Origin of the sequence: Pseudomonas sp. NFACC41-3 (genome assembly GCF_900109505.1) — a bacterium.
Taxonomy (GTDB): domain Bacteria; phylum Pseudomonadota; class Gammaproteobacteria; order Pseudomonadales; family Pseudomonadaceae; genus Aquipseudomonas; species Aquipseudomonas chlororaphis.
Genome location: NZ_FOAE01000001.1, coordinates 1,926,844 through 1,950,302 on the forward strand (window position 1 = coordinate 1,926,844; position 23,459 = coordinate 1,950,302).

Sequence of the window (23,459 nt, forward strand, 5' to 3'; positions counted from 1 at the left end):
CCCCGTGGTATATCGGACAGACGTCCGGCCGCGGCAGTTTTCCATTGGCTGGATCGATTGATGACTCCCTCGCAGACCTTACCGAAGGAAGACCCACACGATCATGACCGCGCCCTTCTCCCTCGCCCGCCTGAGCGATATCCAAGCCCTCGAACAACAGCAGCCCCTGGCCCAGCGCAACCTTCCCGCCAGCACCTATGAATTGTTACAACGCTCGGCCAGCCGTTTCGGCGAGCGCACCGCCCTGACCTTCCTGCCCCAAGGCAGCATCCAGGACCAGCCCTGGAACATCAGCTACGCCGAGTTGTTCGCCCAGGTCACCCGCACCGCCAACGCCCTGCACCGGCTGGGCATCCGCCCGGGCAAGGCGGTGTCGTTCCTGTTGCCCAATCTACCGCAGACCCATTACGTGATCTGGGGCGGCGAGGCCGCCGGGATCGTCAACGCCATCAACCCGCTGCTGGAGCCTGCGCACATCGCCGAACTGATCCGCGCCTCGCGCACCACGGTGCTGGTGACCCTGGCGCCCTTCCCCGGCACCGACCTCTGGCAAAAGGTCGCCCACCTGCGCGAACGCCTGCCGGAGCTGGAGGCCATTGTCACCATCGACCTGGCCAACCTGCTGCCCGAGCCGCAACGCAGTGCGATCCAGAGCCAGCGCCCGGCGATGCCGGAAGGCGTGCTGGACTTCGACAGCCTGCTGGCCGCCTGCCCTGCCGACCACCTGGAAAGTGGCCGGGCGATCCTGCCGGACGACATTGCCTCGTACTTTCACACCGGCGGTACCACCGGCACGCCGAAACTGGCGCCCCACAGCCACCTCAATGAAGTGGCGATGGCCGAGATCATCGGCCTGCACGGCGACTACGACAGCAGCGATGTGCTGCTCTGCGGGCTGCCGCTGTTCCATGTCAACGGCGTGATGGTCACCGGCCTGTCCGCCTTCCACCGCGGCGCGCGGGTGCTGCTGGCCGGCCCCCAGGGCTACCGCAATCCGACCCTGATCAAGGATTTCTGGCAGTTGGTGGAACGTTATCGGGTCAGCTGTTTCAGCGGCGTACCGACCATCTATGCCGCCTTGCTGCAAGTGCCCAACGACGGCATCGATGTCTCCAGCCTGCGTTTTGCCGTATGTGGCGCCGCGCCCATGCCGGTGGAACTGATCCGCCAGTTCGAGGCGCGCTCGGGGCTGAAGATCATCGAGGGCTACGGCCTCACCGAAGGCACCTGCGCCACCAGTTGCAACCCTCAGGATGGCGAGCGCCGCCCCGGTTCCATCGGCCTGCGCCTGCCGTACTGCGAGGTCAAGATCGCCGTGCTCGACAGCGACGGCCATTACCTGCGCGACGCCGTCACCGACGAACCCGGCAACGTCTGCCTGCGCGGGCCGACGGTGTTCAAGGGCTATCTGCAGACCGACAAGAACCAGGGCCTGTGGCTCGACGGCGGCTGGTTCAACACCGGTGACTTGGGGCGCATCGACCGGGATGGCTACATCTGGCTGACCGGGCGCAGCAAGGACCTGATCATCCGCGGCGGCCACAACATCGACCCGCAGATGATCGAAGAAGCCCTGCATCGCCACCCGGCCGTGGCCATGGCCGCGGCGGTGGGCAAACCGGACATCAAGGCCGGCGAACTGCCGGTGGTGTACATCCAGCTCAAGGCCGGCGCCAGCGCCGACCCGGGCGAATTGCTGGAGCACGCCGCGCGCCATATCCATGAACGGGCCGCGGTGCCCAAGGACGTCTGGCTGCTCGAGCAGATCCCCTTGACGGCCGTGGGCAAGACCTTCAAGCCGGCCCTGCGCCTGGACGCCATTCGCCGGGTGTTCGAAGACGAGGTGCGGCAGGTTGCCGAGGGCATCCGCGTTGAAGCCCTCAGCGACGAGCGCCATGGACAACGGGTGGACATCCATGTGCCCGGCCTGGACGCGACCCGCCGCGCGGCCCTGGAGCAGCGCCTGAGCGGTTATGCGGTGCGCTACCAGTTGCATTCGGCGTGAATTGCCGGCGGCCCCGGCCATCGGGGTCGCCGCGCTTCAAGGCATTCACCTGTAGCCGCTGCCGCAGGCTGCGTACGACCGCGCAGCGGGCGCCGCCCTTGAGGCCGCAGCTACAGTCTCAAGCCGGCGCTCCGCCGTCGGCCTTGTAACGGTAATCGGCGTCCAGCTTCCCGCCCGCCGGTGCATCCAGTTCCAGCACCAGGCCACCCGGTATCCGTACGAAGATCTGCCAGGTGCCGTCCTGCGGTACTTGCGCCACCTGATGCGGCAGGCCGCTGGCCTGGACCCGCTGCAATACCTGCGCGGCATCCTCCTCGGTCCTGAAGGCGATATGGCTGAGCGCGGTCTCGGCGAAGGTCGGTTGCTCGATCACATGCACCAGCGCCTGCCCATCCTGGTACAGCCAGCGTCCGGGAAAGGGAAACGGCGGGCGCCGCCCAGCCTGCAGCCCGAGCAAGGCCTGGAATGCCTGCTGCAACGCATCGCCCTCGGCGGTGTTGAAGGCCAGATGGTCGAAGTGCCAAGTCATGACACACCTCCGCCACCGATGACGGCGGTGCGATCCGGCAAGAACGTACTGAGCGTTTTCATGGGGTCACCCTGGTGCGATGGAAGTGACTGTATATTCTCAGCTTGATAATCGAGGAAAAATCCCGGTAAAACGCAAGGATCTTTAAAGGATTTTTAGCAATGAGCTCGATTCTCGACCTTGAAGTCTTCGTCCGCACCGCCGATTCCGGCAGCATTTCCGCCGCCGCCCGCAGCCTGGAGTTGACCCCCGCCGCCGCCAGCATCGCCCTCAAGCGCCTGGAAACCCGCCTGGGCATGCGCTTGCTGGCGCGTTCGACCCGCAGCATGCGCCTTACCGAAGAAGGCCGGCGTTATCTGGACAGCGTGCGCGTGGCGCTGGCGGCCCTGGCGGAGGGCGAACAGGCCCTGAAGCAACAAAGCCAGGGCCTCAGCGGCGTGCTGCAACTGGCGGCGCCGTCGGACTTCGGGCGCAACCTGCTGCTGCCCTGGCTGGACGACTTCAAGCGCGAACACCCGCATATCCGCCTGCAACTGTTGCTCAACGACCGGCACAGCGACCTGTTCCGCGAGACCGTCGACGTCGCCCTGCGCTTCGGCGTGCCCAGCGATTCCAGCCTGGTGGCCCTGCCGATCCTGCCGCGGCATCACCGGCTGGCCTGCGCCAGCCCCGATTACCTGGCGCGCCACGGCACCCCGCAGACGCCCGCCGAACTGGGCGAGCACAGTGCCCTGATCTACCTGCGCAACGGTCGCCCCTACAACAGCTGGCATTTCAGCCGCGACGGCGAGGTGCAGGAGGTCCAGGTGCGCGGCGACTACCTCAGCGACGACGGCGACGTGGCGCGGCGCTGGGCCCTGGCCGGCCACGGCATTGCCTACAAGGCCTGGCTCGACGTGGCCAGCGACATCCGCGCCGGGCGCCTGGTGCCCCTGCTCGGCGATTGGCAGGGCGAAAGCGTGCCGCTCAACCTGTTGTGCCCGCACCGTTTGCAGGTCTCGGAACGGGTGAAGGTGCTGCAACGCTTTTTGCAGACCCGCTGCCAGCTGCTGGCCGGATAATTCAGATTGCCCCCTACGCCCGTTCTGGTATTTGATGGGCGTCCCATGACCGGTCGCTGGCCGCTGTCGCGCCGGCCTTACCTCACGCACAAGGATTTCGTACATGAGCTATCGCATCCTCGGCCATTCCGGGCTGCACGTGTCCCCCCTGACCCTCGGCACCATGATGTTCGGCGAACAGACCAGTACCGAGGACTCCCTGCGCATCATCGACAAGGCCTGGGACCAGGGCATCAATTTCATCGACACCGCCGACGTCTACACCAGCGGCCGCTCCGAAGAGATCGTCGGCGAAGCCATCGCCAGCCAGCGTGACCACTGGGTGCTGGCGACCAAGGTCGGCTTCGGCCCCGTCGATGGCGTGCCCAACCGCAGCGGCCTGAGCCGCAAGCACATATTCAATGGCATCGACGCCAGCCTGACCCGCCTGGGCACCGATTACATCGACATCTACTACCTGCACCGCGAAGACCACAACACGCCGCTGGACGTCACGGTGTCGGCCATCGGCGACCTGCTGCGCCAGGGCAAGATCCGCTACTGGGGCCTGTCCAACTACCGTGGCTGGCGCATCGCCGAGGTGATCCGCGTCGCCGATCGGCTCGGCGTCGACCGGCCGGTGATCAGCCAGCCGCTGTACAACATCGTCAACCGCCAGGCCGAGACCGAACAGATCACCGCGGCCCAGGCCTACGGGCTCGGCGTGGTGCCCTACAGCCCGCTGGCCCGTGGCGTGCTCAGCGGCAAGTACGCGCCGGATGTCGCCCCCGACAGCAACAGCCGCGCCGGGCGCCAGGACAAACGCATCCTGGAAACCGAATGGCGCGTCGAGTCGCTGCGCATTGCCCAGCAGATCCAGCAGTACACCCAGGGGCGCGGGGTCGGCATGGTCGAGTTCGCCATTGCCTGGGTGCTGAACAATGCCGCTGTCAGCTCAGCAATCGTCGGCCCGCGCACCGAGGAACAGTGGGACGCCTATATCAAGGCGCTGGACGTGAAGATCAGCGCCGAGGATGAAGCCTTCATCGATTCGCTGGTCACTCCGGGGCATGCCTCGACCCCGGGCTTCAACGATGTCAGCCACTTCGTCTCCGGACGCACGCCGCGCTGACCTCCCCCACAGCGGTGGCCCCTTCCGCGGGCCACCTGCTGCCGCGCTGCCGGTCAGTGGCGGCAAACGGGATATTTTCCCGTAACTTGCGATAAATCCGAGTAAACGTCTCGCGCCAAACCCTCTATATTCCCCGCAGTTTTTCCCTCCATCCCATTTGCCTGGTTCAGGTCACACGAGGACAGCTTGTCTAAAGGTATTGCTCTATCGGTCTTGGCGTCGGTGCTGTTTGCCGTCATGTATTTCTACACCTCCTTGCTGGCGCCCCTGACCGGGGTGGAGATTTTCGGCTGGCGCATGCTGCTGACCGCCCCATGCATGACGGTATTCATGCTGATGAGCGGCGAATGGCGGCATGTCGGCGCCATCCTCAAGAGACTGCTGGGCCAACCGCTTCTGCTGCTGGCGCTGCCGCTGTCCGCGGCGCTGCTCGGGGTGCAGCTGTGGCTGTTCATGTGGGCGCCGTTGAATGGCTACAGCCTGGATGTGTCGCTGGGGTATTTTCTGCTGCCGCTGACCATGGTCCTGACCGGGCGCATCGTCTATGGCGAACAACTGTCGCGGCTACAAAAGATCGCCGCCGGCCTGGCGACCCTGGGGGTGCTCAACGAGCTGTATCAGGTGGGCAGTTTTTCCTGGGCGACGCTCGTGGTGGCCATCGGTTATCCCGTCTATTTCGTGCTGCGCAAACGCCTGGCCGCCGACAACCTGGGCGGCCTGTGGCTCGATATGGCCCTGCTGCTGCCGATCGCGCTGTGGTTCGTGCAAAGCGGCGAGCAGGGTTTTGCCGTGGTCGATCAACACCCCTGGCTGTACCTGCTGATTCCGTTGCTGGGGTTGATCAGTGCTTCGGCGCTGGTGGCCTATATCATCGCCAGCCGCCTGCTGCCCTTCAGCCTGTTCGGCTTGTTGAGCTATGTCGAACCGGTGTTGCTGCTGGCCGTGGCCCTGCTGCTGGGGGAAAGCATCCAGGCCGGGGAATGGCTGACCTACCTGCCGATCTGGCTGGCGGTGCTGGTGCTGGTGTACGAGGGGTTCAAGCACTTGATGCGTCAGCGCAGAAGCTGAAACTGTAGCCGCTGCCGCAGGCTGCGATCGGTCTGGGCGGCACTCCGTGCGAAGCGGCCGCGACAGAAGACGCGGACTCCCCGACAGATCGCATCAAGGCCGATGGCGAGTCCTGCGGCCTCGTTCGCAGCCTGCGGCAGCGGCTATCGGTCCGCGTTGGGCATCAGGGTTTGATCTGCTTCAGTTCGTTGAGCAGGGCCAGCAAGGCCTGCATCTTCTCCTCGCCGAACTGCTGCTGGATACGCTGGTAGTTGATTTCCATGTCGCCGCTCATGGATTCGAAACAGGCCTCGCCCTTTTCCGTCAGGGTGATGAACAGGCGACGCTGGTCCTCGGGGGATTTGCGCCGGCTGACGTATTCGTCACGCTCCAGGCGGGTCAGCACGCCGGTCATGCTCGGCGGCAGGATGCAGGCCATTTTCGCCAGCTGATGACTTTCCAGTTCGCCGTTCTGGCGCAGGATGCGGATCACTCGCCACTGCTGCTCGGTCAGGTCGTGCTGGTTGAGGGATGGGCGAAAAAACGCCATGGCCGCTTCGCGGGCCTGAAGCAGGGTCAATGTCAGGGAAGGTCTTGGGTTGGTCATGTGCGGGTCGTTCACAGGGCTGGATGGCGACGCGGAGCGCCACAAAGGCCGAACATTAACACATTCACAATCGCCAACCGACAGGCAAGAAAAAGCCCGGTCGAGAATGCCCCGACCGGGCTCGATTGGCAGGCAGCCTGCGGCTTAGTCGGTGGACAGCACGCCACGACGGACCTGGTCGCGCTCGATCGATTCGAACAGAGCCTTGAAGTTGCCTTCGCCGAAACCATCGTCGCCTTTACGCTGGATGAATTCGAAGAACACCGGGCCCATCAGGGTTTCCGAGAAGATCTGCAGCAGCAGGCGCTTGTCGCCCTCTTCCGAGGAGCCGTCCAGCAGGATGCCCCGCGACTGCAGCTCGTTCACCGGCTCGCCGTGGTTCGGCAGGCGGCCTTCGAGCATTTCGTAGTAGGTATCCGGTGGCGCGGTCATGAAGCGCATGCCGATCTTCTTCAACTGATCCCAGGTCTTGATCAGGTCGTCGGTGAGGAAGGCCACGTGCTGGATGCCCTCGCCGTTGAACTGCATCAGGAACTCTTCGATCTGCCCGGCGCCCTTGGACGACTCTTCGTTCAGCGGGATGCGGATCATGCCATCGGGCGCGGTCATGGCCTTGGAGGTCAGGCCGGTGTATTCGCCCTTGATGTCGAAGTAACGGATCTCGCGGAAGTTGAACAGCTTCTCGTAGAAACCGGCCCAGTAAGCCATGCGCCCGCGGTACACGTTGTGGGTCAGGTGGTCGATGATCTTCAGGCCGGCGCCTTTTGGATGACGGTCGACGCCTTCCAGGAACACGAAGTCGATGTCATAGATCGAGCTGCCTTCGCCGAAGCGGTCGATCAGGTACAGCGGCGCGCCGCCGATGCCTTTGATCGCCGGCAGGTTCAGCTCCATCGGGCCGGTTTCGATGTGGATCGGCTGGGCGCCGAGTTCCAGGGCACGCTTGTAGGCCTTTTGCGAATCCTTGACGCGGAACGCCATGCCGCACACCGACGGACCGTGCTCGGCGGCGAAGTACGAAGCGACGCTGTGGGGCTCGTTATTGAGGATCAGGTTGATTGCGCCCTGGCGATAAAGGTGCACGTCTTTGGAACGGTGGGTCGCGACTTTGCTGAAACCCATGATCTCGAAGATCGGCTCGAGGGTATTGGGGGTCGGCGATGCGAATTCGATGAATTCAAAGCCCATCAGGCCCATCGGGTTTTCGAAGATATCTGCCATGGTTTGGCGCCTCATCATTGCTTTTGGAATTAACGGATCGTCAGTGGCTGGCAATGCTGAGGAAGGCAGGTGGCGCGCAGGAGATACCCCGCACGCTGCGGGCGAGGAAGTCACCATAAATCAGTTGAAACCCGAGAATCTTCATGTCGACCCTTGTCTTACCGGCTGGGGGGCGAGGCTTCTGCTGCCAGAAGACTTTATTATTGTATGCGTAACCAGATTCTACACAGCGTAAAACTGTTTGTCCGCACTCTCTATAAAATCCGCTTTTTTTCCAGGCTCGCAAGGGGTTTGTTGCACTGGTAGATGCCCCACAGGATCAGCCCGCCGCCCAGGCACATGGCCAGGTTCAGGCGTTCGTCCAGCAGCAGCGCGCCAAGGATCACCGCGGTCAGCGGATTGAGCGCGATAAACACCCCCGAGCGGGTCGCGCCGATCTTGCGCAGGCCGTCGTAATACCAGATATACGCCAGGGCCGAGCCCAGCACGCCGAGGTACAGCAAGCTCAGGCCCTGTTCCAGGGTCAGGCTCGACAACGCTTCGAACCGTACCTCGCCGCGCAGGGCCGCGGTGCTGCAGAGCATTGCCGTGCCCAGCAGGATCGAATAGGTCACGGTCTGCAACGGGCCCAGGGTCTGGTTCAGGGTGCGCGAAAACAACGAATAGACGCCCCAGCCCAGCACGCAGCCGAAAATCAGTAGGTCCCCGCGCCAGCTGCCCGGCCCGCTGGACAAGGCCCCCGGGTCGCGGCTGAGGATCACCACCCCCGCTCCACCCAGGCACAAGGCAATGCCGAACAGCTTGGCGCCACTCAAGCGCTCCTTGAACAACACCCAGGATGCCAGGGCGATCACCGCCGGATTGAGGGCGACGATCAACGAGGCGCGCGAGGCATTGATCGATTGCAGGCCCTCGAAGAAACACAGGTTGTAGAAAAAGATCCCGAAAAACCCCAGCAGCGCCAGCTGGGCGAACTGCGCCAGGCTCGGGCGCACCAGGGCAATCCGGGCGATCGCCATGAACAGCAGCAAGGCCAGGCTGGCCAGGAGAAAGCGCAGGCTGGCGGCCAGCAAAGGCTCCAGGGTGCCGGCCAGCAGGCGTCCGGCGACGAAGGTGCCGCCCCAGATCATGGTGACTGCCGCCAGTTTGCAATACACCGGCCAATCGGAAGGCCCGGCACAGGTTTGATCGACAGTTTTCATAAGGCCCCGAGGCGCGGATAAAGGAAGGTTCGGGTATTCTTCGACTAATGCCCGATCATCGTAAAATGAGCTTTTACTCATGACCCTGAGCCAACTGCAGATCTTCTCCCTGGTGGCTGAGCTGCGCGGATTCACCAGCGCCGCCAGCCGGCTGGGCATCAGCCAGTCCGCGGTGTCCCATGCGCTCAAGTCCCTGGAGCAGGAATTGGGGGTCGAGCTGATCCGCCGGCATCAGTCGCTGGTGGAACTCACCGATATCGGCCAGCAATTGTTGCTGCGGGCCCGCGCCATCCTCGGCCTGGCCGCCACCATGGAACAGGAAGCCGCCGACGCCCGCGGCATGAAACGCGGCACCTTGCGCATCGGCTCGTTCGGCCCGACTTCGTCGATGAAACTGCTGCCGGCAATCCTCCAGCGTTACCGCCAGGCTCATCCCGGTATCGAGGTGCACATTGACGAGGGGCCCGACCGCCAGGTACTGCAATGGCTGGAGGAACGGCGCATCGATGTCGGTTTCGTGGTACTGCCCCAGGAGCGCTTCGACTGCTTCGCCCTGGTAGAAGACCAGATGGTGGCGCTGATCCCCAGCCAGCATGCACTGGCCAGCAAGGACTCGCTGAGTCTCGCCGAGCTTTGCGACGACCCGTTCATCCTCACCGAGGCCGGTTCCGCCGAACTGGTTTCCCGGCTGTTCCTCACGGCCAGGCTCAGCCCCAACATCCGCTATCGCAGCTCGCAACTGCTCAGCACCCTGGAGACCGTGGCCCGCGGCGAGGCCCTGACCCTGGTCGCACAATTGTCGCTGCCCGAGGCCAGCGACCCGCGCTACCTGATCAAGCCGCTGTCACCTCCCGCCCGGCGCCAGGTAGGGCTGGCGGTGCTGGACCGGCGGCAATCGTCACCAGCGACCCAGGCCTTTATCGAGCAGGCGCGCAGCCTGTATCGCGGTGACTGAGCGCAACCCGGGGCCACCGTCTATCATGCCCATGGACCGGATGCCGCCGGACCTGCCGCCGTACCGCCCACCGGCTTTTGAGCGCTCTCAGGCCCCTACTTCGCCACAGGTTTTTCCTCCATGCCATTGACCGCCAAAGGCCCGTTGAAACGCTCCACCCGCAACCTGCGAACCCTGCTGATCGGCTTGCTGCCGGTGGTGCTGGGCGTGGCGATCCTTTATATGCAGGCCGAACGCGCGCTGACTCACAGCAGCCAGCAGACCGCCGAGGAAGCGATCCGCCAGTTCGACCTGATGCTCGACAACGCCGACCTCGCCGCCCGGACGCTGATGGCGCAAGTCGGCCAGCCCTGCGACGACTTCCGGCAACTGGCCCTGCGCGAGCAGGTGACCCGCCGCCCGTTCGTGCGCTCGACCAATCTGGTGTGGCGCAATGACAACTATTGCAGTTCGCTGATCGGCCCATCCTCGTTCGTGCTGGACCCGGCGGACTATGTCGACGGCAAGCTGTGGTTGATGAACGGCAACCCGGTCACGCCCGATACCGCGCTGCTGGTCTATCGCCTGCAAGAGGGTGAACGCGCGGTCCTGGCCACCATCGACGGCTATCACCTGAGCAATGCCTTGCGCCTGATCAGCCGCTTTGCCGAGCTGCAACTGCAAGTCGGCCCCTACTGGCTGGCCGACGACGGCCAGGTCCATGAATCCATTGCTCCGCCGCCCCCGGTCGCCCCTTATCAGATGGCTTCTTCGCGCTACCCCTACAGCGTCAACGCGGGGTTTCCCGAGGGCGATATCTGGCTCTACATGAAGTCCCAGTACCCTGCCCTGTTCAGCCTGCTGATCTTCTTCGGGGCGCTGGCGGCGGCCCTTGGCCACTGGCTGCAAAAGCGCTCATCGTCGCCCAGCCATGAACTGCAACGCGCCCTGGAAGCGGCGGAGTTCATCCCGTACTTCCAGCCCGTGGTCCGCGGCGACACGAAACAGTGGGCCGGCATCGAAGTGCTGATGCGCTGGAAACATCCCCGGGAAGGCCTGGTGCGTCCGGACCTGTTCATTCCCTTCGCCGAGCACTCCGGCCTGATCGTGCCCATGACCCGTTCGCTGATGCAGCAGACCGCCCTGTTGCTGGCGCCCCACGCCCCCGCCTTCATCGACGACTTTCATATCGGCATCAATATCACCGCCAGCCATTGCCAGGACCTGGAACTGCTGGAGGACTGCCGGCAGTTTCTCGGCATGTTCCCGCCGGGCAAGGTGAGGCTGGTCCTGGAACTGACCGAACGCGAACTGATAGAACCGACCGCGATCACCCACAGCCTGTTCGAGGAACTGCACAAGTTGGGGGTGATGATCGCCATCGACGACTTCGGTACCGGCCATTCAAGCCTGGGTTACTTGCGCAAGTTCAATGTCGATTACCTGAAGATCGACCAGAGCTTCGTGGCCATGATTGGAGTCGACGCCCTGTCCCGGCACATACTCGACAGCATCATCGAACTCTCGGGCAAGCTCGAACTGGGGATAGTCGCCGAGGGCGTGGAAACAGTGGAACAACAGGACTATCTGGCCGCCCATGGCGTCGACTTCCTGCAGGGCTACTTATTCGGCAGGCCAATGCCCGGGGAAGAGTTCCTACAAGCACTGGCGCGCCACTAAATAGCCATTTTCATGAAGATTTATTGAACTCGGTAATTGTTTCGCGCACCAATTTGAATCAGAAGATGACAAATTGTGTGCATCAACAACGACGTGATTTACTTGAGCCAGATTAACTACTACAATTTTTCAAGCCTGTACAAGATTCACAGGTGGGCCATTATAATCGAGTCGTTCTAAGGCTCTTGGCTTATAGCTTTGTTTGCGGTTGGTATCAGCCAAATACACTATTGGAGTAAAGATATTGTCCAGACTCGCTGAATTTCGTGCAGCAGAAAAGGCCCTTCAAGAACAGCTTGCCCAGCTGGAATCCCTGAAGAACGACGCCGGACTCAAGAAAGAAATCGAGTTCGAAGAAAAGCTCCAGGGCCTGATGAAGACCTACGGCAAAAGCCTGCGCGACATTATCGCCATTCTCGATCCTCATCCGGGCAAATCCGCTCTGCCGCTCTCGGGCGCGCCGAAAACCCGTCGTGCACGCGTGGTCAAGGTTTACCAGAACCCGCACACCGGCGAGTTGATCGAAACCAAGGGCGGCAATCACCGTGGCCTTAAAGCCTGGAAAGAACAGTACGGCGCCGCCACTGTAGATTCCTGGCTGCGCGGTTAAGCAACCGATGTATATAAAAGACCCTGCCAATGCAGGGTCTTTAGCTTTAAGCGAAGGCGCTTTGTTTCGAAATCGAATAAGTTGCAAGCCCTGGATTGCCTGAGCGGCAATAAACACCCAGCCGAAACTGCAGCTACGTACCCAATCCCGCGCTCGATCCTACAACTTTGTACTTAGTTCAAATGCATGAGCTGTGCTGGCCGACGTAGCACCCCGCTAAAGTTTCAGGCTACTTCGCACCCCACGGATTTCCTCCTGACTTTCGGCATAAACCGCAGCCTGTCCGGCATAAGACAATACATAGGCCTTATCGCCATCGACAGCCGCCACCAGTGTTTGCGACAACACATGACGGCCGTTTTCGGTAATGGTGCAAGTGGTTTCCAGCGCCGCCAGGCGACTCAATGTCGTGTCATGAATGCGCGTGCATACACTTTGATAACCGCCGCGCCCGAAGTCCTTCTGCACCGACTTGCGCATTTCCAGCAAGACCGCCTGCAGATTGACCTGATGTCCGCTTTCAACTTGAGTCATGGTCAACTCCATAACCATCAGCGGCGTGCCGTCGGCATCGCTCTTCACCGCACGCTGGCGGAATACCTTGGCCGGTTGTTCTTGCGCCTGCGGCAACTCTTCGATCTGCCAGCCGCTGGGCCAGGTGATCACCGGGTCCGCCGCCTCGGCCAGGGCCGGAACCAGAAGCCAGGGGGCAAGCAGACACAGGGTCTTGAACGATAAGCGCATGGTCATGAACACGTAAGGGACGAGCCTTGAAGTCTGAGGCTGGCACGAGTATCGGGCAACAGATTCGTAGCTTTGTGTTTGGTGCGCCCTGCCGCTCTTGCGTATCATTACCCGACCGCAAGGACGCCCGAAGCCCTGCAAGCCAGGGGCTCATTAGCATGAGTATTCTTGCCCACTTCTTTTCCGGAGGGCCCATGAGCCTGCACGAACTCAATACTTTCCCCGGCGTAACCGCCCAGCCTGACACCGCCACCGCCAACTTCGTGTTCAACCACACCATGCTGCGGGTCAAGGACATCACCAAGTCCCTGGACTTCTACACCCGGGTCCTGGGTTTCTCGCTGGTGGAAAAACGCGACTTCCCCGAAGCCGAATTCAGCCTGTACTTCCTCGCCCTGGTGGACAAGGCGCAGATCCCGACCGACGCCGCGGCCCGTACCGAGTGGATGAAGTCAATCCCCGGCATCCTCGAGCTGACCCACAACCACGGCACCGAGAACGATGCGGACTTCGCCTATCACAACGGCAACACCGACCCACGCGGCTTTGGCCATATCTGCATTTCGGTGCCGGATATCGTCGCCGCCTGCGAGCGCTTCGAAGCCCTGGGCTGCGATTTCCAGAAGCGCCTGAACGACGGCCGCATGAAGAGCCTGGCCTTTATCAAGGATCCGGACGGCTACTGGGTTGAAATCATCCAGCCGGCACCGCTGTAACTCGCGTTTATCCTGGAGGAGCAAGACGTGCCTAGACAGGCAGCGGCTTGATTGATCCACCGCGTCATCGTTGATCGCGAGCAGGCTTCTCTCCTACAGAAGCGACGGGTACAAATAAAAAACCCCATGAGCCAAGGCTCATGGGGTTTTGTTTTTTCCGCGGTCGACTCAGGCCGGTGCGGAGGTGCGGATCAGGTGGTCGAAGGCGCTCAGCGAGGCCTTGGCGCCCTCGCCTACCGCGATCACGATCTGCTTGTACGGCACGGTGGTCACGTCACCGGCGGCAAACACGCCGGGCAGCGAAGTCTCGCCACGGGCATCGACAATGATCTCGCCACGGGGCGACAGCTCGACGGTGCCCTTGAGCCAGTCGGTGTTCGGCAACAGGCCGATCTGCACGAAGATACCTTCCAGGTCGACGGTGTTGAACTCGCCCGAATCGCGGTCCTTGTACACCAGGCCGGTGACCTTCTGGCCATCACCCTTGACTTCGCTGGTCAGCGCGCTGGTGATCACGTTGACGTTCGCCAGGCTGTACAGCTTGCGTTGCAGCACGGCATCGGCGCGCAGCTTGCTGTCGAACTCCAGCAGGGTCACGTGGCTGACGATACCCGCCAGGTCGATGGCCGCTTCGACGCCGGAGTTACCGCCGCCGATCACCGCCACGCGCTTGCCCTTGAACAGCGGGCCGTCGCAGTGCGGGCAGAAGCACACGCCCTTGGCCTTGTATTCCTGCTCGCCGGGCACACCCATCTCGCGCCAGCGGGCACCGGTGGCCAGGATCAGCGACTTGGCCTTGAGGCTCGCGCCGCTTTCGAAACGCACTTCGTGCAGGCCGCCGACTTCCTTGGCCGGCACCAGCGCGCTGGCGCGCTGCAGGTTCATGATGTCGACGTCGTACTGGCGAACGTGCTCTTCCAGGGCGCTGGCCAGTTTCGGCCCTTCGGTCTCCTGGACCGAGACAAAGTTCTCGATGGCCATGGTGTCCAGCACCTGGCCGCCGAAACGCTCGGCCGCGACACCGGTACGGATACCTTTACGGGCCGCGTAGATCGCCGCCGACGCACCGGCCGGGCCACCGCCGACCACCAGGACGTCGAAGGCGTCCTTGGCACTGATTTTTTCCGCCTGTTTCTCGATGGCCCCGGTGTCGAGCTTGCCGAGGATTTCTTCCAGGCCCATGCGGCCCTGGCCGAAGTTCACGCCATTGAGGTAGACACTGGGGACCGCCATGATCTTGCGATCGTTGACTTCGTCCTGGAACAGTGCGCCGTCGATGGCGACGTGGCGGATGTTCGGGTTCAGCACCGCCATCAGGTTCAGCGCCTGGACCACGTCCGGGCAGTTCTGGCAGGACAGCGAGAAGTAAGTCTCGAAGTTGAACTCGCCTTTGAGGGCGCGGATCTGTTCGATCACTTCGACACTGGCTTTCGAGGGGTGGCCGCCGACTTGCAGCAAGGCCAGCACCAGGGACGTGAATTCGTGGCCCATGGGGATGCCGGCGAAACGCAGGCTGATGTCGCTTCCCGGGCGATTGATCGAGAACGATGGTTTACGAACATCGTTACCGTTGTCGAGCAAAGTAATCTGGCTGGAAAGACTGGCAACGTCTTTCAGCAATTCGAGCATTTCCTGGGATTTCGCACCGTCGTCGAGAGAGGCAACGATCTCGATCGGCTGGGTGACCCGTTCCAGGTATGACTTCAACTGGGCTTTAAGATTGGCGTCCAACATACGGGCGATTTCCTTTTATTCAGATCGAAAAAAAACGCCCGAGCGAATCTCGCCCGGGCGTTCTTGGGGGCGGTGCAGCTGACTTAGGTGCGGCGGTCCGCCCTGCTGTAGCGAGTCACAGGCTTAGATCTTGCCGACCAGGTCCAGGGAAGGAGCCAGGGTAGCCTCGCCTTCTTTCCACTTGGCTGGGCAGACTTCGCCTGGGTGGGCAGCGACGTATTGAGCGGCCTTGATCTTGCGCAGCAGCTCGGAAGCGTCACGACCAACACCGCCGTCGTTGATTTCAACGATCTTGATCTGGCCTTCAGGGTTGATCACGAAGGTGCCACGGTCAGCCAGACCGGCTTCTTCGATCAGCACGTCGAAGTTGCGGGAGATGGCCAGGGTCGGGTCGCCGATCATGGTGTAGCGGATCTTGCCGATGGCTGGCGAAGTGTTGTGCCAGGCAGCGTGGGCGAAGTGGGTGTCGGTCGAAACGCTGTAGATTTCCACGCCCAGTTTCTGGAATTCGGCGTAGTTGTCTGCCAGGTCTTCCAGCTCGGTTGGGCAAACGAAGGTGAAGTCGGCCGGGTAGAAGAACACGACGGACCATTTGCCTTTCAGGGTGGCGTCCGACACTTCGATGAACTCGCCATTCTTGAAGGCGGTTGCTTTGAACGGTTTGACTTGGCTGTTGATGATAGGCATCGGTGATTCTCCATCAGTGGGTAAAAACTTGGGTTGAAAACTTGATGGGGAGAATCCTAACCAATGCTCCCAGCCAAGGCTCATTGGCAAAGCTGATGCTGCTGATTAGGTTTAGCTATTAGCGCGCAGTATTAATAGAAGAAATGCGTATTTACTCGCCGACCGGCTTTTCCTGGGTCAGGGCCATGCCGAGAAATGGGCTGGCCTCGACGTAACGCATGGCCGACTTGATGTCCTTCCAGCCGACATAGCTCATCAGCGACTTGAGGTCCCAGCCGCTGCGGTGGGCCCAGGTGGCAAAGCCGCGGCGCAGGGAGTGGCTGGTGTACTGGTCTGCGGCGACCCCGGCGCGCTCCAGCGCCTGGCGTAATAACGGGATCACGCTATTGGCGTGCAAGCCCTCCTCGCTCAGATGGCCCCAGCGGTCGATGCCACGGAACACCGGCCCACGCACCAGGGCCGCGGCGCTGATCCACTCGATATAGGCCTGGACCGGGCACAACCGGCGCAACGCCGGGGTGTGCCAGGTCTTGCCGAGGTTGTCGCGGTCGCTCTTGCTGCGAGGCAGATACAGGCTGATGCCGGAACCCGACACCGCCTGCACATGCTCGATCCGTAGCCGGCACAACTCGTCGCTGCGAAAGCCGCGCCAGAATCCCAGGAGAATCAGCGCGCTGTCACGCCGCGCCCGCAGCAGCGCCGGCTGGTTGTCATCGAGCCGGGCCTGGGTGGCTTCCTGCTCCAGCCAGGCGATTACCTGCTCCAGATGCTGCAACTGCAAAGGCTCGGCCTGTTTTTCCTGCGCCGGGTGCAGCGCGCGAATGCCCTTGAACACCTGGCGCACCACCGGGGCCTTGGTCGGGTCGGCGAAACCCTGGCTGTTGTGCCACTGCGCCAGGGCCGAGAGCCGCAACTTCAGGGTGTTGATCGACAGCTCCCCCGCATACGCCGCCAGATAACGCGCCACGCTGTCGCTGGTCGCCGGCAGGAACCCGCCCCAGGTCACCTCGAAATGTTCGATGGCTGCCCGGTAACTGCGCCGGGTGTTGTCGCGGGTCGCGGCGTGCAGATAACGATCCAGATCACTCATGGCTTGTTCGACTCGTCTTGCGTACGGAAATAGCGGATGGCAACAGGGCGTTCTGGCTATGACATGGGGTAATACCAGTATATCCCATGTCAATAATTCTAATATTTATCTTTGATTTTATTGTACAATTACACGTTATACATACCACGTAAAAAAGTACGTAATCGTAGGAGATCCCATGGCTCGTGGCGGCGTTAACAAGGCGGTGGTGCAAATCGCCCGTTCGGCAATCCTCGCTCGCGGCGAACACCCCAGCATCGATGCGGTGCGCATCGAAATGGGCAATACCGGCTCGAAAACCACCATTCACCGCTACCTGAAGGAGCTGGAGCAAAGCGAAGCCCGCCGCGCCGCGCCGCAGGAAGCCCTGGAAGAAGAACTGACGGAACTGATCCAGCGCATGGCCCAGCGCCTGCGCGAACAGGCTCAGGAGCCCGTGGCGCAGGCCCAGGCGCAAGTGGAGGAAATGAACCAGGAACTGGCGGCGCAGCAGGCCGCGGCCAAACAGGCGCAGGCCCAGCTGCAGCAGCAATTGCAGACCCAGGCTGCAGCCCTGGCCAGCGAAAGCACGCTGCTGCAGGAGACCCGCTCCACCCTGCAGAGCGAACAGACGCGCAATGCCGGACTGAACCAGGCCCTGGCCGACTTCGAATTGCGCCTGAAAGACAAGGACGAGCAGATTCGTTCACTGGAAGAAAAGCACCTGCACGCCCGGGACGCCCTCGAGCATTACCGCAGCGCGGTCAAGGAGCAGCGCGAACAGGATCAGCGCCGCCATGAAGGCCAGCTGCAGCAGGTGCAACAGGAACTGCGCCAGGCCCAGCAAAGCGCATTGGTGCGCCAGGACGAGATCACCCAACTGCACCGCGACAACGAACGCCTGACCAGCGAGCAGCGCGCCACCCAGAAAGAGTTGCGCCAGACACAGGAGCAGGCACAGAAAACCGACAGCAAGCTTGGCCAGTTGCTGGAGCAATCCACCCGTCTGAACAGCGAACACACCCTCCTCCAGGAACGCCTGCGCGTCGCCTTGCTGGAAAGTCATGAGTTCAAGCAGAACCTGGAGCAGCAGCTGCAGGACAATCGACAACTGGAACTGCGCGCTACCAAGGCCGAGGCCAGCCTGGAGGCCCTGCAACTGGCTGCCGCCGCGAAGGCCGAGGCGCAGCCAGAAACAGAAGAGCAGCGGCCGGAGCCACCAGAGCAGGCTTAACCGGCGACCGGCGTGCGCATGGTGACGAACTCTTCGGCGGCCGTCGGGTGCACCCCGATGGTTTCGTCGAAGTCACGCTTGGTGGCGCCGGCCTTCAAGGCAATCGCCAGGCCCTGGACGATCTCGCCGGCGTCCGGGCCGACCATATGGCAGCCCAACACCTTGTCGGTCTCGGCATCCACCACCAGCTTCATCAGCGTGCGCTCCTGGCACTCGGTCAGGGTCAGCTTCATCGGCCGGAAGCGGCTTTCGAAGATCTGCACCTTGCGCCCGGCTTCCCGCGCCTGCTCTTCGGTCAGGCCAACGGTGCCGATATTCGGCAGGCTGAACACCGCGGTCGGGATCATGTTGTAGTCCACCGGACGATACTGCTCCGGCTTGAACAGACGCCGCGCCACAGCCATGCCTTCGGCCAGGGCCACCGGCGTCAACTGCACACGCCCGATCACATCGCCAATCGCCAGGATCGACGGCTCGGCGCTCTGGTACTGCTCGTCGACCTCGATGAAGCCACGCTTATCGAGCTTCACCCCGGTATTTTCCAGCCCCAGGTTGTCGAGCATCGGCCGCCGGCCGGTGGCGTAGAACACACAATCGGTGGCCAGTTCGCGACCATCCTTGAGCGTGACCTTCAGGCTACCGTCGGCCTGCTTTTCGATGCGCTCGATATCGGCATTGAACTGCAGGTCGAGCCCACGCTTGGTCAGTTCTTCCTGCAAGTGCTTGCGCACCGCACCGTCGAAGCCACGCAGGAACAGTTCGCCGCGATACAGCAACTTGGTGTCCGCGCCCAGGCCATGGAAGATCCCGGCGAACTCCACCGCGATATAACCGCCGCCCACCACCAGGATGCGCTTGGGCAGTTCCTTGAGGAAAAACGCCTCGTTGGAGCTGATGGCGTGTTCGCGCCCCGGAATATCCGGGATCTGCGGCCAGCCGCCGGTGGCGATCAGGATGTGCCTGGCTGTGTAGCGCTGGCCATTGACCTCCACCTGATGCGGGTCGATCAGCCTGGCGTGGCCTTCGTGCAAGGTCACGCCGCTGTTGACCAGCAGGTTGCGATAGATGCCGTTCAGGCGATTGATCTCGCGATCCTTGTTGGCGATCAGGGTGGCCCAGTCGAAATCGGCCTCGCCCAGAGTCCAGCCGAAGCCGGCGGACTGCTCGAAGTCTTCGGCGAAGTGAGCGCCGTACACCAGCAGTTTTTTCGGCACGCAGCCGACGTTGACACAGGTACCGCCCAGATAGCGGCTTTCGGCGACCGCGACTTTCGCGCCAAAACCCGCGGCGAACCGCGCCGAACGCACACCGCCGGAACCGGCGCCAATTACATAAAGATCAAAATCGTAGGCCATTTCACTCTCCCAGGCAGGCTGACAGCATAACCGCAGATGCGTATCCGGTCAGCGCTAGAGGATTTACATAGGGGCATAAAACGAAAAAGCCACCCGAAGGTGGCTTTTCAGTACAAGGACCAAGCGGGCTATCAGTAAGCCTTGCCAGTCTTGTAGAAGTTCTCGAAGCAGAAGTTGGTCGCGTCGATGTAACCTTCGGCACCACCGCAGTCGAAACGCTTGCCCTTGAACTTGTAGGCAATCACGCAACCGTCCTGGGCCTGCTTCATCAGGGCATCGGTGATCTGGATCTCGCCACCCTTGCCCGGCTCGGTTTCTTCGATCAGCTTGAAGATGTCCGGGGTCATGATGTAGCGACCGATGATCGCCAGGTTCGACGGCGCATCTTCCGGCTTCGGCTTCTCAACCATGTTGCGTACGCGGTACAGGTCGTCGCCGATCAGGTCGCCGGCAATCACCCCGTACTTGCTGGTTTCTTGCGGGTCAACTTCCATGATGGCGACGATGGTGCAGCGGTACTGCTTGTACAGCTTGACCATCTGCTTCAGCACGCCGTCACCTTCGAGGTTGACGCACAGGTCGTCCGCCAGCACCACGGCGAACGGCTCGTCACCGATCAGCGGACGACCGGTCAGGATCGCGTGACCCAGGCCTTTCATTTCGGTCTGGCGGGTGTAGGAGAACGAGCACTCGTCCAGCAGACGGCGGATACCGACCAGGTATTTTTCCTTGTCGGTGCCCTTGATCTGGTTTTCCAGCTCGTAGCTGATGTCGAAGTGGTCTTCCAGGGCGCGCTTGCCGCGACCGGTGACGATGGAGATTTCGTTCAGACCGGCATCCAGTGCTTCTTCAACGCCGTACTGGATCAGTGGCTTGTTCACCACCGGCAGCATTTCTTTAGGCATGGCTTTAGTCGCTGGCAGGAAGCGAGTACCGTAACCGGCTGCTGGGAACAAGCATTTCTTGATCATATGAGTCCTTAAAAGGGCTGTACGTACGAATTTCGGCGCAGTCTAATCAGGCCGCGTGCGCCTTACAATGGGTCGCAGTGGCTAACCGCTGCCATCTAAGAGAAATATTGCCGCGGATAGTTCCCCACATAGTTCCCCACCTTGTTCTGCACATAGCTGCGCACATTGTTCTGCACGCTCCGCACATCGTTTCGAACAGACTTGCAAACACGGCTTCGCAGCATCGTACAGATAGCCCGCGCCGTAAACCGCCATCTGGCTGCAAAGCCTTAATTTTCTGCGTCCCGCCCTTGTCCGCATTCTTACAGGAACTCGTTTACCGCTATCATGGCGCCCTTGAATCCCGCCAACGAGGCAGATAGATGTCGGCAACAAAAAGCGTAAACGGTTACCAGATCAAGCAGTTGAAAGACGGCCAGTGGTGGTTGGTCAGCGCCCAGGGCGAGAACGTCGCCGGACCTTTCGCCAGCGAGGCAATGGCGGTCGAAGTGGCATCGGTGTTCGAGGACTCGGCCGGCCACGCGTCGGCGCGTCGCAGCCCCAAGTCCTGAGACTGTCCCCGCACCGAAGAGCCCTGCCCCGCGCAGGGCTTTTTCATGCCGATCTATACCGCAGTGGCGGTTCGCTATAGCATCTCGTCCCAGACGCTCGCCAAGGGTGTCCAGCCCTCCCCCGGGGCTCAAACTTCTCGACGACGACCACACCCATGCACAAACTTCTGGCACTGACTGCGGTACTGGCCCTGAGCGGATGCGCCACCGTTTCCGATACCTACCTGGAAAACGGCGAGCAAGGCCTGAGCATCGATTGCTCCGGCGAAGCCAGCTCCTGGGCCAGCTGCTATGAAAAGGCCGACGCCTCCTGTGCCGGCACCGGCTATCGGATCATCGGCACCGACGGCACGCCGTCGCTCAAGGAAAGCGACAAGACCCTGGGGGCGGACGTTGGCAACTACAAAAGCCGCAGCGTGGTGGTGGTCTGCAAGTAGCAGACGCACGGCCTACATATGAATCTCGGCAAACTTGATGCCCAGGTTGCGGATGGTTTCGATCAGGTCGTCCAGTCGGTCGAATGACTCGACTTCATCGTTGTCATCCACCAGAAAATAGCTGCGCCCCGCGCTTTTCTTGAAGAACACGATCCATTCCCCGGAATTCGCCGGATTCTGAATCACATGGGTCGCAGAGATATGCCCCTCCGCATGCCTCTCCCGGACTGTTTCGCGCTTCATGCTTTCTCCCAAAAAACGATGCCGCCGAAACCTGGGTTTCGACGGCATCTTTGACGATGGCCGACAGTTTATCGGATGCCCTGGCCAATCAGCACGCCATCTACCGTCTGGCCATACAGATTGACGCCGTCGTTGGCGTGGAACTTGAGCCGGGTCTTCTCGATGGAGCCCTCCACCAGCCGCGGGTCCTGCGGTCGTTCATGGCGATTGACGAACGCCGCCACGTCCCAGGCCTGCTGGTCGCTCAAGCTGCCGGCCTTGCCCAAGGGCATGTTGTATTTGATAAAGGACGCGGCCGTGTTGATCCGGTGCATGCCGGCGCCCCAGTTATACGAGTCCTTGCCCCAGAGCGGCGGCATGACATAGTCCGCGCCGACCTTCTGGCCCTGGCCGTTGTCGCCATGGCAAACCGCGCATTGCGCCCGATACACCTGCTCGCCACGCGCCAGGTCGTAGCCCTGGGCCGGTTGCGGCACCTCGGGATAACCCCGCCCGGGCAACTCGACAGCGATAGGCGCCTTGCTCGCCAGCCAGTAGGAATACACCGACAACGCAGTGATCTCGTAGCTGTCGGCGGCCGGTGGCGTGCCGTTCATGCTGAACTGGAAACAGCCCTGCAAGCGTTCGGCGTAGGTGTTCACCTTGTCGTTCTTCTTGCGGTAGGCCGGGTACATCGGATAGGCGCCCCACAGCGGCGCGGAGTTGGCCAGTCGCCCCTGGTCCAGGTGGCAGTTGCTGCAATTGAGCCCATTGCCGACGAACTTCGGCGCCAGGCGCTTGGTATCGACGAACAGCGCATAGCCGTCGCGAACCATCTTGCCGTAGGCATTGTCCGGCAACTCGCTCTCCGCCGGTGGCTGGAAATACCCGGGATGGGCAGCGTTCACCGCCGGCTCCCGCAACTGTGACTGGTCCTCCATGGCGACCGCGGCGCCATAAGCCTGGGCCGTCAGCAAGGCGAGGGAAAAGCCCAATAGAAGATCATGCTTCATGGCTTGGACTCCTGGTTATCGGCCTTGACCAACTGACTGCCGACCTTGGCGAAATAATCGGCCACCGCCGTAATTTCCTCGGGGCTCAGGGCTTTGGCGATGTGTCCCATCAGGTCGTTCGGATCGTTGCGGCGCGTGCCGTCGCGCCAGGCATTCAATTGCCCGGCGAGATACGCCGCGGGTTGCCCGGCCAACGGCGGAAAGGCGTCTCCCACGCCCACGCCACCCGGCCCATGACAGGTCACGCACTCCGGAACCTGCCGCTCCCAGGCGCCGCGCAAGGCCAGCCTCGCCCCCACGCCTTCAGCCAGGGAACTGCGGTTGATCGGCGCTGGCGTCGCAGCCGGCATGGCCGCCAGGGTCTGGCTGACCGCGTCTATCTCGTCATCGCTCAGGGCCTTGGCCAGTGGCTGCATGACCGGGTTGCTGCGCGCACCGCTGCGAAAATCTTCCAGCTGCTTGCGCAGATAACCCGCCGACAATCCCGCCAGGCGCGGAAACCCGGCGGCCGCCAGGCCCAGACCATCGCCACCATGACAGGCCAGGCATGCCGTGGCGCCAGGCTGCGCGCCACCCTGGACAAAGACTTTCTGCCCATCCATGGCCTGGGCATTGGCGACAAAAAACAGCATCAGGCTGCTCAGCAGTATTCGATCCACGGGGATCATGGCGAACTCCATTTTTCTAGTTATATTCTTAGGCTTATTTTATATAAGCCT

24 protein-coding genes are annotated in these 23,459 nt (G+C 62.0%); 11 read left to right on the forward strand and 13 right to left on the reverse strand.

Translation table 11 applies throughout. From position 1 onward, the window contains the following. Nucleotides 1-103: 103 nt before the first annotated feature. On the forward strand, nucleotides 104-2,005 hold the full coding sequence (locus BMY68_RS08625) for an acyl-CoA synthetase (RefSeq protein WP_085530639.1): 1,902 nt from the start codon (nucleotides 104-106) through the stop codon (nucleotides 2,003-2,005). Between the two features lie 118 nt (nucleotides 2,006-2,123). Here the strand turns inward: BMY68_RS08625 and BMY68_RS08630 are convergent, their stop codons facing one another. Next, nucleotides 2,124-2,534, reverse strand: a complete 411-nt coding sequence (locus BMY68_RS08630) for a VOC family protein (protein WP_085530638.1) — start codon at nucleotides 2,532-2,534, stop codon at nucleotides 2,124-2,126. A gap of 161 nt (nucleotides 2,535-2,695) precedes the next feature. On the opposite strand from BMY68_RS08630, the gene BMY68_RS08635 reads away from it, so the two are divergent. The 3 genes from BMY68_RS08635 to rarD all read left to right on the forward strand — a co-directional run bounded on the left by BMY68_RS08635 (nucleotide 2,696) and on the right by rarD (nucleotide 5,774). Then, the gene (locus BMY68_RS08635; protein ID WP_085530637.1) at nucleotides 2,696-3,595 is read left to right on the forward strand and encodes a LysR family transcriptional regulator; all 900 of its coding nucleotides are present in this window, start codon (nucleotides 2,696-2,698) and stop codon (nucleotides 3,593-3,595) included. A gap of 103 nt (nucleotides 3,596-3,698) precedes the next feature. Further along, the gene (locus BMY68_RS08640; RefSeq protein WP_085530636.1) at nucleotides 3,699-4,706 is read left to right on the forward strand and encodes an aldo/keto reductase; all 1,008 of its coding nucleotides are present in this window, start codon (nucleotides 3,699-3,701) and stop codon (nucleotides 4,704-4,706) included. A gap of 186 nt (nucleotides 4,707-4,892) precedes the next feature. Further along, nucleotides 4,893-5,774: an EamA family transporter RarD gene (gene rarD, locus BMY68_RS08645; RefSeq protein WP_085530635.1), complete on the forward strand. Its 882-nt coding sequence runs from the start codon at nucleotides 4,893-4,895 to the stop codon at nucleotides 5,772-5,774. 163 nt (nucleotides 5,775-5,937) lie between these two features. Here rarD and hpaR read toward each other — a convergent pair whose 3' ends face one another. From hpaR to BMY68_RS08660, 3 genes are all read right to left on the reverse strand, one after another. Beyond that, nucleotides 5,938-6,360 (reverse strand): homoprotocatechuate degradation operon regulator HpaR, encoded by a 423-nt coding sequence (hpaR, locus tag BMY68_RS08650; RefSeq protein WP_007921772.1) that lies wholly within the window; start codon nucleotides 6,358-6,360, stop codon nucleotides 5,938-5,940. Nucleotides 6,361-6,504: 144 nt separating this feature from the next. Beyond that, on the reverse strand, nucleotides 6,505-7,581 hold the full coding sequence (gene hppD / locus BMY68_RS08655) for a 4-hydroxyphenylpyruvate dioxygenase (protein WP_007921770.1): 1,077 nt from the start codon (nucleotides 7,579-7,581) through the stop codon (nucleotides 6,505-6,507). A gap of 254 nt (nucleotides 7,582-7,835) precedes the next feature. Further along, a complete protein-coding gene (locus BMY68_RS08660; protein WP_085530634.1) occupies nucleotides 7,836-8,783 on the reverse strand; it encodes a DMT family transporter in 948 nt (315 codons plus the stop codon). A 79-nt stretch (nucleotides 8,784-8,862) separates the two neighbouring features. Here BMY68_RS08660 and BMY68_RS08665 point away from each other — a divergent pair, with 79 nt between their 5' ends. The 3 genes from BMY68_RS08665 to BMY68_RS08675 all read left to right on the forward strand — a co-directional run bounded on the left by BMY68_RS08665 (nucleotide 8,863) and on the right by BMY68_RS08675 (nucleotide 12,007). Next, nucleotides 8,863-9,738 carry a LysR family transcriptional regulator gene (locus BMY68_RS08665; protein WP_085530633.1) on the forward strand — a complete coding sequence of 292 codons (876 nt, stop codon included), beginning with the start codon at nucleotides 8,863-8,865 and terminating at the stop codon, nucleotides 9,736-9,738. Between the two features lie 120 nt (nucleotides 9,739-9,858). After that, the gene (locus BMY68_RS08670) at nucleotides 9,859-11,397 is read left to right on the forward strand and encodes an EAL domain-containing protein (RefSeq protein ID WP_085530632.1); all 1,539 of its coding nucleotides are present in this window, start codon (nucleotides 9,859-9,861) and stop codon (nucleotides 11,395-11,397) included. A gap of 244 nt (nucleotides 11,398-11,641) precedes the next feature. Next, the gene (locus tag BMY68_RS08675) at nucleotides 11,642-12,007 is read left to right on the forward strand and encodes a histone-like nucleoid-structuring protein, MvaT/MvaU family (RefSeq protein WP_009044214.1); all 366 of its coding nucleotides are present in this window, start codon (nucleotides 11,642-11,644) and stop codon (nucleotides 12,005-12,007) included. A gap of 216 nt (nucleotides 12,008-12,223) precedes the next feature. Here the strand turns inward: BMY68_RS08675 and BMY68_RS08680 are convergent, their stop codons facing one another. Beyond that, a complete protein-coding gene (locus tag BMY68_RS08680) occupies nucleotides 12,224-12,751 on the reverse strand; it encodes a DUF4946 domain-containing protein (RefSeq protein WP_085531549.1) in 528 nt (175 codons plus the stop codon). A 194-nt stretch (nucleotides 12,752-12,945) separates the two neighbouring features. Here BMY68_RS08680 and gloA point away from each other — a divergent pair, with 194 nt between their 5' ends. Next, nucleotides 12,946-13,467, forward strand: coding sequence for a lactoylglutathione lyase (gloA, locus tag BMY68_RS08685; RefSeq protein ID WP_009044216.1), 522 nt, complete (start codon nucleotides 12,946-12,948; stop codon nucleotides 13,465-13,467). Between the two features lie 168 nt (nucleotides 13,468-13,635). Here gloA and ahpF read toward each other — a convergent pair whose 3' ends face one another. The 3 genes from ahpF to BMY68_RS08700 form a co-directional block, all read right to left on the reverse strand. Continuing rightward, nucleotides 13,636-15,201, reverse strand: coding sequence for an alkyl hydroperoxide reductase subunit F (gene ahpF, locus BMY68_RS08690; RefSeq protein WP_085530631.1), 1,566 nt, complete (start codon nucleotides 15,199-15,201; stop codon nucleotides 13,636-13,638). Between the two features lie 123 nt (nucleotides 15,202-15,324). Next, nucleotides 15,325-15,888: an alkyl hydroperoxide reductase subunit C gene (gene ahpC, locus BMY68_RS08695; protein WP_007921754.1), complete on the reverse strand. Its 564-nt coding sequence runs from the start codon at nucleotides 15,886-15,888 to the stop codon at nucleotides 15,325-15,327. Between the two features lie 151 nt (nucleotides 15,889-16,039). After that, nucleotides 16,040-16,978 carry a site-specific integrase gene (locus tag BMY68_RS08700; protein ID WP_085530630.1) on the reverse strand — a complete coding sequence of 313 codons (939 nt, stop codon included), beginning with the start codon at nucleotides 16,976-16,978 and terminating at the stop codon, nucleotides 16,040-16,042. Between the two features lie 178 nt (nucleotides 16,979-17,156). On the opposite strand from BMY68_RS08700, the gene BMY68_RS08705 reads away from it, so the two are divergent. Continuing rightward, nucleotides 17,157-18,191, forward strand: coding sequence for a DNA-binding protein (locus BMY68_RS08705; RefSeq protein ID WP_085530629.1), 1,035 nt, complete (start codon nucleotides 17,157-17,159; stop codon nucleotides 18,189-18,191). On the opposite strand, the gene gorA is transcribed toward BMY68_RS08705, so the two are convergent. Next, entirely contained in the window at nucleotides 18,188-19,546 is a 1,359-nt protein-coding gene (gene gorA, locus BMY68_RS08710; RefSeq protein WP_085530628.1) for a glutathione-disulfide reductase, read from the reverse strand. The genes BMY68_RS08705 and gorA overlap by 4 nt on opposite strands. Before the next feature lie 131 nt (nucleotides 19,547-19,677). Further along, the gene (gene galU, locus BMY68_RS08715) at nucleotides 19,678-20,517 is read right to left on the reverse strand and encodes a UTP--glucose-1-phosphate uridylyltransferase GalU (protein WP_007921743.1); all 840 of its coding nucleotides are present in this window, start codon (nucleotides 20,515-20,517) and stop codon (nucleotides 19,678-19,680) included. 362 nt (nucleotides 20,518-20,879) lie between these two features. Between galU and BMY68_RS08720 the strand changes: the two genes are divergently transcribed. After that, nucleotides 20,880-21,068, forward strand: a complete 189-nt coding sequence (locus tag BMY68_RS08720; protein WP_007921742.1) for a hypothetical protein — start codon at nucleotides 20,880-20,882, stop codon at nucleotides 21,066-21,068. 155 nt (nucleotides 21,069-21,223) lie between these two features. Further along, nucleotides 21,224-21,505: a hypothetical protein gene (locus BMY68_RS08725; protein ID WP_007921741.1), complete on the forward strand. Its 282-nt coding sequence runs from the start codon at nucleotides 21,224-21,226 to the stop codon at nucleotides 21,503-21,505. A 12-nt stretch (nucleotides 21,506-21,517) separates the two neighbouring features. Here BMY68_RS08725 and BMY68_RS08730 read toward each other — a convergent pair whose 3' ends face one another. From BMY68_RS08730 to BMY68_RS08740, 3 genes are all read right to left on the reverse strand, one after another. Then, the gene (locus tag BMY68_RS08730; RefSeq protein ID WP_007921740.1) at nucleotides 21,518-21,748 is read right to left on the reverse strand and encodes a hypothetical protein; all 231 of its coding nucleotides are present in this window, start codon (nucleotides 21,746-21,748) and stop codon (nucleotides 21,518-21,520) included. Between the two features lie 68 nt (nucleotides 21,749-21,816). Next, complete coding sequence (locus tag BMY68_RS08735) at nucleotides 21,817-22,740, reverse strand: c-type cytochrome (protein WP_085530627.1); 924 nt, start codon at nucleotides 22,738-22,740, stop codon at nucleotides 21,817-21,819. Beyond that, complete coding sequence (locus tag BMY68_RS08740; protein ID WP_085530626.1) at nucleotides 22,737-23,408, reverse strand: c-type cytochrome; 672 nt, start codon at nucleotides 23,406-23,408, stop codon at nucleotides 22,737-22,739. Before BMY68_RS08740 ends, BMY68_RS08735 begins: the two co-directional genes overlap by 4 nt. Nucleotides 23,409-23,459: the final 51 nt, after the last annotated feature.